Raw genomic sequence first — 12,469 nt, 5'->3', positions numbered from 1 at the left:
GGCGGCGCTCGCATTCGCGCTCGGCGTGATTTCAGGGTCGATGTGCTGGGCGACGGTGGCGGCGCTCGGCATCTCGGCCGCGCTGCTCGCGTGGTCGAAGCTGCTGGTCGCGATCAAGGTGTTCGGCGGGCTGTACCTGCTGTGGCTCGCGTTCAAGTCGGGCCGCACGGCGCTGGCGGGGCCGCCGGCGGCAGCGGCGAACGCGGCGCGCGAGCAGCGGCTGTCGCGCTTCTACGTGCGCGGCGCGATGCTGCACCTGACCAATCCGAAGGCGATTCTCGTGTGGGTGTCGATCGTCGCGCTGTCGTCGAACGGCGCGGGCGGCGCGCATGGCGCCGTCGTGCCGGGCTGTCTGGCGATCGGCTGCCTGGTGTTCGGCGGCTATGCGCTGGTGTTCTCGATGGACGGGGCGCGCCGGTTGTATGTGCGCGGCCGGCGCGCGATGGAAGCGTGTCTGGCCGTCGTGTTCGGCGTGGCGGGCGTTCGGCTGCTGGTGACGAACGTCTAGCCCGCGCAGCGTGTGCCGGAAGCGCTCCGCCGCATTAGCGTGCGACGGAGGCTCCGGTATCAGTCAAGCCGGCTTCAGAAAATGAAGCCCGTATTGATGAACTTCGAGTGGTGATCCGACACGATCGAGTCGAGCAGCTGCTTGCTGCTGTCGGTCTGCTTCGCCGCGACCATCGAGCGGATCGAGAACGCGCGCAGCGCGTCGCTCACCGACAGCGTACCTTCCGCCGAATCCTTGCGTCCCGCGAACGGGAACACGTCGGGCCCGCGCTGGCACTGGCAGTTGATGTTCACGCGGCACACCTGGTTCACGAGCGGATCGACGAGCGCGCCGATCTGCGCCGGATCGGAACCGAAGATGCTGACCTGCTGGCCGTGCTCCGACGTCGTCACGTAGTCGAGCGCGGTTTCCACGTCGTCGAACGGCGCGACCGGAATGATCGGCCCGAACTGCTCCTCGCGGTACAGCTTCATCCCTTCGGACACCGGATACACGACGGCCGGGTAGAACAGCGTCTTGCTGAATTCGCCGCCCTGATGGTTGACGACCTGTGCGCCTTTCGCCTTCGCGTCATCGATCGCGTCGGTCATGTACGCGGTGCGATGCATGCCGGGCAGCGGCGTGATGCTGACGCCCTTTTCCCACGGCATGCCGATCTTCAACTGTTCGAGCGCGGCGGTGAAGCGCTTCAGGAATTCGTCGACGATCGAACGATGCACGAGCAGCATCTTCAGCGCGGTACAGCGCTGGCCGTTGAACGACAGCGCGCCGAGCAGGCACTCCTTCACGGTGAGGTCGAGATCGGCGTCGGGCAGCACGATCGCCGCGTTCTTCGCGTCGAGGCCGAGGATCGCGCGCAGCCGGTGCGACTTCGGGTGCTGCTTCTTCAGGTGATCGGCCACCTTGCTCGAGCCGATCAGCGCGAGCACGTTGATCTTGCCCGACGCGAGCATGTGCGGCACGACCACCGCGCCCGGCGCATAGATCGTGTTGATCACGCCCTTCGGGAACGCATCGCGGAACGCTTCCAGCAGCGGCTCGAACAGCAGCGTGCCGTACTGCGGCGGCTTGAACACCACGGTGTTGCCCATCAGCAGCGCGGGGATCAGCGTCGCGAAGGTTTCGTTCAGCGGATAGTTGTACGGGCCCATGCACAGCACGACGCCGAGCGGCGTGCGGCGGATCTGGCCGATCGTGCCTTCCGCGATCACGAAGCGCGAGTTCGCGTTGTCGAGCTCCTTCAGCGCGTCGATCGTCTGCGTCATGTACGTGACGGTGCGGTCGAATTCCTTCTGCGAATCGGCAAGGCTCTTGCCGATCTCCCACATGATCAGGTTCACGACGAGTTCGCGCTGCGCGACCATTCGCTTGATGAAGTCCTGCATGCACGCGATGCGCTGCTCGACCTTCATCGTCGGCCACTCGCCGCGGCCGGCGTCGTACGCGCGCACGGCGGCGTCGAGCGCCGCGTCGCTTTCCGTTTCGCCCATCACCGGGTAGCTGCCGATCTCGACCTGCTCGACGCTGCCGTCCGCCTGCCGCACGCACACGGGCGACAGCACGGTCTTGGTTGCGCCGTCCCACGGGCGCAATTCGCCGTCGACGAGCGACACGCGCTGGTGGATCGGCGAAGCCAGCCGGAATTCGGCGGGAATCTCTTGCAAGGCGGGAAACAGGTGCTGCAGGGAGGCGGAATCGGGCATGACGGTCTCGTTTGACGGGGTGTCCGGGAAGGACGGGCGATGCGAATCCTGAGCGGAATGATCCTCGATCCTGAATCGGCATCATGACGCGCACGCGGCTGCTCGTCACGCACGAACATGGCCGATTCAATGAATGGAACCAGTTCCATTTAAAAGGAACGCCGCAATGAATGCAACCTGGGTGCTATCGCGTCGAAATGACCGTAAGCATTTGGAAAGATTGTTGCCGAATCGCCGGTATAACAGCCATGGTGCAACCGCAAACGTTTTACTTCGGCTGAATTGAGCGGATAATGGCCCGACGCGGTGAGGAAAAAAATGCAGTGAACCTGAGAGCAGACGTAGTGAAGAACAGAAGAAGATCCGCCGCGCCGCCGATACGAGGTCGGCTGCCCGGAGCGCCGGGTCGGGGTTGCCCGGTCCGGCGCGCACCGGACATTCGCAGCGGGCCACACGCGTCGCTTCCCATCCTCGTCTTCCTGATTGCTTTCCCGTCCTGTCTTTAGAAGGTATCGCGCGAACATTGTGCGTGTGCGGTATTTCGTCGATCATGTCGGCGCGCGACAGCGCCACGAATACACACAACGATACTGAGAGCGTTCATGCGGTCGAGAACGAAAAAAGCCGCTACCGTGCTGGCACGGGGGGTGGCGTGCCTGTGCGCCGGAATGGCGTTGTCCAGTGCAAGCTACGCGCTGGAAGGCAAGGAATGGAAGCTGATGGTCGCCATGGGCGACTACGCGGCGGATAAAACCCCGCGGAACCTGGCGCGCGTCAGCGCGCTGCTCAAGCAGGGCGCGCGTCCGTATGACAAGACGGCGAAGCAGCGCTACGCGATGCCGGATGCCGAACTCACGCCGATGGGGCTGGCCGTCGTCAGCCAGGTGCCGGACGTCGTTGCACTGTTCATCGCGTCCGGCGTTGCGATCAACATGCCGATGTCGCCCAAGGGCTGGACGTTGCTGACGTACGCGATCAGCAACGCGACGCTCGGCGAACTCAAGCCCGACCAGCTCGAAACGATCCGCCTGCTGATCGGCGCGGGCGCGAACGTCAACGCGATCGCACCGAGCGGCGAGCCGCCGCTGGCGATGGCCGCGAATGCGTATACCCCGTCGCCCGAGCTCGTCCGGATGCTGTTGAAGTCTGGCGCCGATGCCCGCGCCACCGATCCGAATGGATACACGGTGCTGACCGGACGCGCGGCATCCGATCTCGACATCCTCAAGCTGCTGGTCGACGCCGGCGCCGATCCGTACGCGCATGCGAAGACCGGACAGACGCCGCTCAGCTTCGTGTGCGAGCGACGCTACGAACTGGACGGTCAGCCCGACCCGACCGCGGCCGAGCGCATCGCGATCCTGCATGAACCCGGCACGCCGATCGAGCCGCGGCTGGGCGAGCAACGCGTCCGCTGGGGCGAGACGCCGTTGCTGCGCGCGGCGATCGTGCACAACCCTGACTGCGTGAAGGCGCTTCTCGATGCCGGCGCGGATCCGGATGCGCCCGCGCTGATCGGCGCGGGTAAGGATGACGCCACCGGCAGCGTGCGCGAAGCGGTCGCGCGCGGCGCGAAGGCGACGCCCGACGTGTACGACCGCAGGGCCGTCGCGCTGATCGAAGCAGCCCCACGCAAATAACCGTCAGGCCGTGCACGTCGTGCGCCGTCGTGTTGCCCGTGGGGCGGACACGGGGCGCGTGCGTGCAGGGCCGTCGTGTTCCGCCGGCGCGCGAGCGCCAACTTTTTCAAAACACTGTTCAACCACGGAGAAACCACGCAATGAAACGAATCGCACTTGCCGCCCTCGCGCTGACGATCGTCTCGGGCGCCATGGCCGCGAAAGGCGAGCTCAAGGTATCGGCCGCGCAGATGATCGAGGCCTATACGGGTTCGGGCGGCGACAAGTATTTCGACCAGCCGGTCGCGCTGACGGGCACGCTGCTCGGTCTCGAGAAGGGCTTCACAGGCAAGACGCTCGCGGAGATCGGCGAAGACGTGGATGCCGATCAGGCGGTGCGCGCGTCGTTCGTCGATGCGGCGGCCGAACAGAAGGCGCAGCGGCTGGTCGGCAAGCGCGTCACGCTGCATTGCGTGGGCGACTTTGCATCGGGGATCGCGACCGTTCGCGATTGCCGCCTGAAGTAAGACCCGGCGTCGACGGGCCGCGCCGGCCCGTCGACGCGCCGGCGGGATGTCGCAATGGCTCGCGTCATTCGACGTCCTCGTCGTCTTCCTCATCGGCCTCTTCGTATCGCACTCCGGCGCCGCATACGCGCTCGCCAGGTCGGCTTGCCGTCGTGGATCGCGCCCGAAGTGCATGTCCTCGAACGACGCATCCCAAGCAGCCCTTCGATCCATACGGTCATAACACACCGCGCCCGCTCAATTTCTTTCTATTTCTTTACGAAATCCGCGCGTCGATGCGCAAAACTGAAAGTTATTCGTCAGGAATCCGCAGTGTTAGCCGGAGGTACGTTGCACGAAGGCGACATGTTGGAAATTGATTAATAACGCGAATCATTCTCGTTTAATATTTCGCTCCATTACGAGCCGTGACGCGTCGCAACGGCGTTTTCGTGCCGGGCATGCCGGCCGGGGCGACGAGGCGATTCTCTGTGCGCCGTCCGTTGTGCGTAGACACGCGTTCGCCTGTCGAGTCGCCGGCTGATGACCTTGCGTCGGCCGCACGCGTTTGCGCTCACCATTTTCCCTCTGCCTTTACTTCAACGATGAAATTCAACAAGAGCGCGTGCCACGTCCTTCTGATCGCCTCGTCGCTTGCCGGCACACGCGCCGCCTGCGCGCAGGCGGCCGACGCCGCGGCGACCCTGCCCGCGATTTCCGTCAACGCGGCCGCCGAGCATGCGTCGTACGACGGCGGCCATTCGCGCGCGGCGACCAAGACCGACATGTCGCTGATGGACGTGCCGCAGACCGTGAACGTCGTGCCGCACGCGGTGATCGAGGATCAGAACGCGACGTCGCTGCAGGACGCGTTGCGCAACGTGCCGGGCGTCGGCTTCTCGGTCGGCGACGGTCAGCGCGACCAGATCACGATCCGCGGCTTCAACAGCATCACGGACCAGTACGTCGACGGCATTCGCGACGACGCGCTGTACTACCGCGACCTGTCGAACGTCGATCGCGTCGAGGTGTTGAAGGGGCCGGCGGCCGTGCTGTACGGACGCGGCTCGGCGGGCGGCATCGTGAATCGCGTGCTGAAGCGGCCGCTCGCGAACCCGGTGAACGACGTGGGCGTGACGCTCGGCACGCGCGGCGAGCGGCGCGGCGAATTCGACCTCGGCTGGAATGCGAACGACGCGGCGCGCTTTCGCATGACCGGCGCGGCCGAGAATTCGAACAGCTTCCGCGACCAGTTCCAGCTCAACCGGCAGGCGATCGCGCCGTCCGCGCAGTTCAAGCTCGACCGCGACACGGTACTGAACGTCGAATTCGACTACCTGCACGACCGCCGCACGTCCGACCAGGGGATCCCCGCGTATCGCGGCCGGCCGGTCGACGTGCCGATCAACACGTACTACGGGTCGGCCGACGGGGTGAACAGTTCGTACAACGACGTCTCCGCGAAAAGCGCGACGGTGTCGCTCGATCATCGCTTCAACGATTCGCTGTCGTTCCACGGCGCGATCCGCGCGTACGACTTCTCGCTCGAGCGGAAGAACTACGTGACGTACGAGCCGATCAAGACCGCCGCGCACCCGGTCGTCACGCTCGACCAGTCGACGCGCCAGCGCACCGATCACGGCATCGACGGGCTGTTCGAACTCACGCAGAAGACGTCGCTGTTCGGCATGCGCCACGAGCTGCTGTACGGGCTCGAACTGTCGCAGCAGCAGAAGTTCGACACGATCTACAGCGTGTCGAAGGTCGCGACCTACGATCTCTTCAATCCGCAGCCGGTCGTCCTGCCCGGCGTGCCGACCGGCACGCGTGCGAAGACGAACGCGTCGACCGTGGTCGGGCTCGCGGGCGTCTACGCGCAGGACCTGATCTCGCTGACCGAACACTGGAAGGTGCTTGCCGGCCTGCGCTTCGACTACCTGAACCAGATCCGCCACGACTACACGTCGTCGAACGTCAATCTCGACCGCACCGACCATGCGTGGAGCCCGCGCGTCGGCCTGATCTACGAACCGCTCGACTGGCTGACGCTGTACGGGTCGTTCAGCCAGTCGTTCTCGCCGCTGGCCGACACGCTGATCAGTTCCGGCGCGTTTACGAACGGCGCCGCGCTTGCGCCGCAGAAGACCACCGCGTATGAAGTCGGCTCACGCTTCGACCTCGGCGGCAAGGCGACGGCCAGCGTCGCGCTGTTCGACATGCGCCAGACCAACCAGCAGATCGGCGACCCGGCGAATCCCGGCTATGCGCTGCCGATCGGTACCCAGCACGTACGCGGAATGGAGCTCGGTTTCACCGGCGAGATCGCGCCTAAGTGGTCGGTGTATGCGGGTTACGCGTACCTGAACGGTACGGTGGACGGCTCCGCGCAATCGACGGCGGCCGGCCTCGCGGTATCGAGCAATACGCCGGGGCTGATGCCGCGCCACAGCGCGAACCTGTGGCTCAAGCGCGAGCTGCCGTACGGCTTCTATGCGGCGGCCGGCATGCAGTTCCAGTCGGCGCGCTACACGTCGGCGAGCGATCTCGTCACGCTGCCGTCGTTCACGGTGTTCAACCTGGGCGCCGGCTATCGCAGCAAGAAGGTCGACGTGACGCTCACGCTCGACAACCTGTTCAATCGCCGCTACTTCATCGCCGCGCACGGCAACGCGGACCTGTACAACATGCCCGGCGATCCGCGCACGCTGACCGCCACGGTGAAGTGGCACATGTAACGCACGCGGTGCGCGACGATGCGGGGCTTCCTCACGATGCCTCGCACTCGAGCGCCCATGATCCGGCTCGCGCTTGATGTGTCGAGCATGAGCGGTCGCGCCCGCGCGCTGCTGGTGAAGATTCTTTCGGCCGGCGTGCCGGCGCGGCACGCATCCGGCGCCACCGCGTCATGACACCGGTGCGACCGCGCCGTTACTCGACGTCTTCGTCATCCTCTTCATCGGCGTCTTGCACGTCGCGTTCCGGCGCTGCATACGCGCTCGCCTGTTCGAGCAGCCAGCCGCGGAACGATTCCAGCGGCTTGCTGTGGCTGAACTCGGTCGGATACACGAGGTAGTACGCCGAATCGCCGACGGTTGCCGCGTCGCACGGCACGACGAGCCCGAGCTGCTGCAACTGTTCCTCGACGAAGAACTTCGGCACGAGCGCGACGCCGAGCCCGGCCGCGGCCGCGCTGATCAGCATCGTATGCAGTTCGTAGCGCACGCCCTGCATCGTGCGGATGTCCTCGACGCCGTGCGTCTCGAACCACTGCGCCCACGCGCCGGGGCGCGTCGTCGAGTGCAGCAGCGGATACGCGAGCAGATCCTCGACGCGCTCGACCGGCCCGTTCAGCAGCGCGGGCGAGCAGATCGGCACGACTTCCTCGCCGAACAGGTAGTCGGACGACGTGCCGGGCCAGGTCGGCTTGCCGTAGTGGATCGCGGCTTCGAAGTGCGTGTCCTCGAACGAGAACAGGTCGGTGCGGCTGCCCATGTTCACGCGCACGTCGGGCGTGCGGTCGTAGAAGCTCTTGATGCGCGGGATCAGCCAGTGCGACGCGAAGGTCGGCAGCACCGCGAGTTCCAGGTAGCCGCCGCCGCTGCCGTGCGCGATGATCGACAGCGTGTCGCGGTCGAGCGTTTCGAGCGCGCGCCGCACCTGCGTGCCGTACAGCTTGCCGGCGCGCGTCAGCACGACGCGCTGCTTCACGCGCGCGAACAGCCGCACGCCGAGGCTCGCCTCCAGCGTCGCGATCTGCCGCGACACGGCGCTTTCGGTCAGGAACAGCTCCTTGGCCGCGTGCGTGAAGCTCTCGTGGCGGGCGGCGGCTTCGAAAGCCACGAGCGCGCCCATGTTGGGGATCTTGAATTTGCGCATGATGCTCGATTCGTCTGACGAACGGACCCGCACGCCGCCGGGGTGAAGCGCCAGCGAAGCGCGGCTGATAATTCCAAAAACTCATCACGTATCAATTTAATCTCGCTTTACGCCCCGCTGCAACCCTTTGAATAATGCTTGCCATGCAAGGCTTGGCGCCCGTGGGCGGCCGGCCGACGAGTGGCCGGCACGTTTGCCGGCGAGTCCCCGAGACGAGAATCCTGATGCGCAATCCGAATATCGACAGCTTGCTGACCAAGCTGCTGGGACAGGCGAAGACCGACGCCCTGTTCTCGACCCTGAACATGCCGGCCATCCTCGAAGAATGGGAAGACGGCGTCGTGACCCGCGCGGAAATTGCGCAGGCGATGAACATGGCGCTGTTCGAAGGGCTGCTCGAGCGTTCGGCGAACGGCCGCGCGTACACGGCCGAGGCGATCGAAAACGGTGGCTCGGTCTATTTCGACCACGGCGCGCTGCGCACGGTGCGCTGGCCGCACACGGGCGCACTGCCGCCGGGCGAGGCGGCGTTCACGCGCATCCTGCGTCCGCTCGGCTTCCGCCTGAACGGCCGCTACCCGCTCGACAAGCTCGGCATGACCGGCCGCGCGTATGCGCATGAAGACGCGCCGGACGAAATCGCGCAGTTCTTCGTGAGCGAACTGCATCCGGAGCGCTTCTCGAAGGAATTCCAGCAGGCCGTGACGAACGTGGTCGGCGCGTCGCGCGACCCGCTGTCGCCGGCGGCCGTCGCGCGGCTGTGGGAAGTCGAGCGCGAAGGCTGGCTGTCGCTCGAAGACGCCCATGCGCTGCTGCCGGAAATCGTCGGCGCGTTCGCGCGCCAGCACGACGTGCCGAACGAGCTCGACTACGAGACGCTGCTGATGGAATCGGCGGAAATGGCGTGGATCGCGACCGAGGGCAACGCGTTCAATCACGCGACCGACCGCGTCGCCGACGTGTTCAAGCTGTCCGACGACGAGAAGGCGAAGGGGCGGCCGATGAAGCCCGAAGTCGAACGCTCGCGCTCGGGCCGCGTGTTCCAGACGGCCTATCGCGCGGATACCGTCGAGCGCGAGTTCCGCACCCGCGACGGCGGCACGGTGAAGCGCAACGTGCCGGGTTCGTTCTACGAGTTCATCACGCGCAAGCGCACGTTCGACCAGGCGGCGCGCCGCTGGGTGACCGACCTGCGCTTCGATGCGGGCAACGCGCAGGGCATCTTCAAGATGACGGCGAACGCGGCGAAGTAAGCGCGGCGCGTCACGCACCGCACGCAAAAGAGAAGGGCCGGCGGCTGGTTTCAGCCGTCGGCCCGTTTTCATTGACGACGCGTCGTGCGCGTCAGAAGAGGTGCGTGACCAGAAAAAACAGCACCAGCAGCCCGATCGGTACGCCGAGCAGCCATGCGATCAGATATTTGCCCATGTCGTGGTCCTCCTCGTGGCCGCGACGCGGTGCGCGTCGCGGCGGGGTGAGACGACTGGCGCGTTACAGCTCGCGGTCGAACTCCTTCAACTGCTTCTCGGCTTCGTCGCGGGCGATCCCGTAACGCTCCTGGATCTTGCCGGCCAGATAATCGCGATTGCCTTCCGCGACCTGGAGGTCGTCGTCGGTCAGCTTGCCCCACTTGGCCTTCAGCTTGCCGGTGAGCTGCTTCCACTGGCCCTTGATCTTGTCTTCGTTCATGGTGTGCTCCTTTCGTAAGGGGAGAAAAGTGCGGCGCTCGGCCGCGGGGTAGCTCAGGCCTTCGCCTTCAGGCCGGATGCGTCGACGTGCTTCACGCCCTTGATCGCGCGGGTCACGGCAACGGCCTTCTTCACGGCGACCTTCGTCGGCAGCACGCCCGTCAGCGTGACGACGCCGTCCACCGTCTTCACGCTGATGTCGGTGCTCTTCACGCCGTCGGTGGTTGCGAGCTCACCTTTCACCTTGGTCGTGATCCACGTGTCGGTGACAGGCTGATTCGATTCGCTCGCCATGCCGCTGTCGGTCGACGAGGCCTGGGCATGCGCGTTCGTGAGCGGCGCGGCGGAAAGCAGGAAGGCCGCGCTGACGGCGAGCAGGGTCGAAAGGTGCGAGGTCTTGTTCATTGATGTTCTCCTTCGATTGGCGGGTTGAATCAATCAGTCGGGGAGCACGGCGCGTTCCCGTGCGGTGCCCGCGCGTTCAGCGCGCGATCGGCGTGTCGTAGCCGGGCTCGCGCGGCGGCATGTCCGGGCGCAGTACGTCGGGCGGCAGCGGTACCGGCGGGTCGGTGCCGGGCGCCGGTTCGGGCGGATGGTCCGGGGGCGGTTCGGGCCGCGTCGGATCGGGTGTCTGATGCAATTTCATCCGTGTGTCCTCCCTCTGCGGTATGAAAGGGCAGCGCATGAGCGCCGATGCAGTACCAGCGTACCGACGCGAACGCGAGCGGACATCGCGCAAATTCACCGGATCGGTTAGTGCGTTTGCACTGGGGGACGGAACAGACGGTGGGCAGGGACATGCACCACGACCCGGGCAACGCGGCGCGACAGGCGCGCTGGCCGCACCGCACCATTCGGCGGGGCACCGCACGATCACGGGCGGCGTGCGAATGTACTATTCGAGATAGTGCATTCGCGCGTGTCGCGCCGTTGCGCGGCACGCGATCATCGCCGCACGCGCCGGCCGGGGCATGTCGCTGCAACGGGCGCTCGGCCGGCGCTCATGTTGATCGCTCATGTTGACGAGAAGGGACAACGATTCGATGAACGAACCAGTAGACGAACAGGCGCTCAAGTCGCATACCGACCGGCGCCAGCTGCACCAGATCATCGCGGGGCTGACCGAGGGCGTGATCCTGATCGAGCCGGACCAGCGGATCGTCTGGGCGAACGAGGCCGCGCTCGCGATGCATGGCGTGACCGAGCTGAAGGCGCTCGGCGCGGACGTCACCGAATACCGCGAGCGATTCCGGCTGCGTTACCGGAACAATCATCCGGTGCGCGACGGCCACTATCCGATGGATCGCGTGATTGCGGGCGAGGAATTCAGCGACGTGACGGTTGAAGTCGAATCGGCCGCCGACGAGTCGGTGAGCTGGGTGCACCGCATCCGCAGCCTGGTGCTGACGAACGCGGCCGGCGCGCCCGACTGCCTGGCGCTCGTGCTGCACGACGCGACCGAATGGGCGAGCGCCGAGGAACGCTTCGAGCGAACCTTCAACGCGAATCCGGCGCCGGCCGTGATCTGCCGGCTCGACGACTTGCGCTACGTGAAGGTCAACCAGGGCTTTCTCGACATGACGGGCCACGCGCGCGACGACGTGCTCGGCCGCTCGGTGTACGAGATCGACGTGCTCGAACAGGCCGAGCGGCGCGAGCTGGCGATCGAGCGGCTCGGCGAAGGCGCGACGATCCCGCAGATGGAGGCCGTGCTCAAGCTGGCCGACGGCAGCACCAAGGCGGTGGTGGTCGCCGGGCAGCCGATCGACATGAACGGCGAGGCATGCATGCTGTTCACGTTCATGGATCTCGAGCCGCGCAAGCAGGCCGAGCGCGCGCTGATGCAAAGCGAGGAACGCTTCGCGACGGCCTTCCGGATGGCGCCGGTCGCGATGGCGATCGTCACGGCCGACCGTTTCGAGCTACTCGACGTGAACGACGGGTTTGCCGCGATGACGGGCCATGCGCAGGCCGATCTCCTTGGTAAATCCGCGGACGAGATCGGGCTGTGGGCCGAACGCGGCGCGTGGTCGCGTATCGAAGGCCGGCTCGCGGGCGACGGTCACGTGCGCAACGTGGACGTGCAGATTCGCACGCGCGACGGCGACGTGCGCGATTGCGTCGTGTCGGCCGACCCCGTCGCGATTCACGGGCGCGATTGCCTGCTGGTCGCGCTGCTCGACATCAGCGACCGCAAGCGTACCGAGATGGAGCTCGTCTATGCGATCGAGACGGCGATGCAGGACGCGTCGTGGTTCAGCCGCACGCTGATCGAGAAGCTCGCGAACGTGCGGCGCGCGAATGCGCCGGATGCGGGCGCGCAGCTGTCCGACCTGACCGCGCGCGAGCGCGACGTGTTCGACCTGCTGTGCCACGGTCTGGCCGACAAGGAAATCGCCGGCCGCCTCGGGCTGGCGCCGAACACCGTACGCAATCACGTCGCGACGATCTACGCGAAGCTCGACGTGCACAGTCGCGGCGAGGCGATCGTGTGGGCGCGCGAGCGCGGGATCGTCGGCGCGGCCGAAGCGAACGGCGCGCGCGGCGACAAGGGCGGCGCGAAGGGCAA

General features: G+C 66.1%; 11 protein-coding genes. 6 read left to right on the top strand and 5 right to left on the bottom strand.

Going from position 1 to position 12,469, the window contains the following annotated elements; translation table 11 throughout:
* Positions 1–508, top strand: a 508-nt coding sequence (locus AP428_RS24805) for a LysE family translocator (protein WP_054928395.1), incomplete at its 5' end; no start/stop codon positions are given.
* Positions 509–582: 74 nt separating this feature from the next.
* Here the strand turns inward: AP428_RS24805 and AP428_RS24800 are convergent.
* Positions 583–2,211, bottom strand: a complete 1,629-nt coding sequence (locus AP428_RS24800) for an NADP-dependent glyceraldehyde-3-phosphate dehydrogenase (RefSeq protein ID WP_011694510.1) — start codon at positions 2,209–2,211, stop codon at positions 583–585.
* A gap of 668 nt (positions 2,212–2,879) precedes the next feature.
* Between AP428_RS24800 and AP428_RS24795 the strand changes: the two genes are divergently transcribed.
* The 3 genes from AP428_RS24795 to AP428_RS24785 all read left to right on the top strand — a co-directional run bounded on the left by AP428_RS24795 (position 2,880) and on the right by AP428_RS24785 (position 7,071).
* Positions 2,880–3,851 carry an ankyrin repeat domain-containing protein gene (locus AP428_RS24795; RefSeq protein ID WP_012338783.1) on the top strand — a complete coding sequence of 324 codons (972 nt, stop codon included), beginning with the start codon at positions 2,880–2,882 and terminating at the stop codon, positions 3,849–3,851.
* Between the two features lie 140 nt (positions 3,852–3,991).
* Positions 3,992–4,357, top strand: coding sequence for a hypothetical protein (locus tag AP428_RS24790; protein ID WP_011694512.1), 366 nt, complete (start codon positions 3,992–3,994; stop codon positions 4,355–4,357).
* A 584-nt stretch (positions 4,358–4,941) separates the two neighbouring features.
* On the top strand, positions 4,942–7,071 hold the full coding sequence (locus AP428_RS24785; protein ID WP_041489630.1) for a TonB-dependent siderophore receptor: 2,130 nt from the start codon (positions 4,942–4,944) through the stop codon (positions 7,069–7,071).
* A gap of 193 nt (positions 7,072–7,264) precedes the next feature.
* Here AP428_RS24785 and AP428_RS24780 read toward each other — a convergent pair whose 3' ends face one another.
* A complete protein-coding gene (locus tag AP428_RS24780; protein WP_006479806.1) occupies positions 7,265–8,212 on the bottom strand; it encodes a LysR family transcriptional regulator in 948 nt (315 codons plus the stop codon).
* Positions 8,213–8,436: 224 nt separating this feature from the next.
* On the opposite strand from AP428_RS24780, the gene AP428_RS24775 reads away from it, so the two are divergent.
* Positions 8,437–9,465: a DUF1338 domain-containing protein gene (locus AP428_RS24775; RefSeq protein ID WP_011694514.1), complete on the top strand. Its 1,029-nt coding sequence runs from the start codon at positions 8,437–8,439 to the stop codon at positions 9,463–9,465.
* Positions 9,466–9,703: 238 nt separating this feature from the next.
* Here AP428_RS24775 and AP428_RS24770 read toward each other — a convergent pair whose 3' ends face one another.
* The 3 genes from AP428_RS24770 to AP428_RS37260 form a co-directional block, all read right to left on the bottom strand.
* Positions 9,704–9,901, bottom strand: a complete 198-nt coding sequence (locus AP428_RS24770; RefSeq protein ID WP_006479804.1) for a CsbD family protein — start codon at positions 9,899–9,901, stop codon at positions 9,704–9,706.
* Positions 9,902–9,954: 53 nt separating this feature from the next.
* Positions 9,955–10,305, bottom strand: coding sequence for a BON domain-containing protein (locus AP428_RS24765; RefSeq protein WP_006479803.1), 351 nt, complete (start codon positions 10,303–10,305; stop codon positions 9,955–9,957).
* 76 nt (positions 10,306–10,381) lie between these two features.
* Positions 10,382–10,546 (bottom strand): hypothetical protein, encoded by a 165-nt coding sequence (locus AP428_RS37260; protein ID WP_166488164.1) that lies wholly within the window; start codon positions 10,544–10,546, stop codon positions 10,382–10,384.
* A gap of 397 nt (positions 10,547–10,943) precedes the next feature.
* On the opposite strand from AP428_RS37260, the gene AP428_RS24760 reads away from it, so the two are divergent.
* Positions 10,944–12,469 (top strand): PAS domain S-box protein (locus AP428_RS24760; RefSeq protein WP_054928394.1); only part of this gene is annotated, 1,526 nt, incomplete at its 3' end.

The sequence above is a fragment of the Burkholderia sp. E168m22 genome, from assembly GCF_001319805.1.
In the GTDB taxonomy this organism is placed as follows: Bacteria; Pseudomonadota; Gammaproteobacteria; order Burkholderiales; family Burkholderiaceae; genus Burkholderia; species Burkholderia orbicola.
This window is presented reverse-complemented; position numbering and strand designations above follow the sequence as displayed.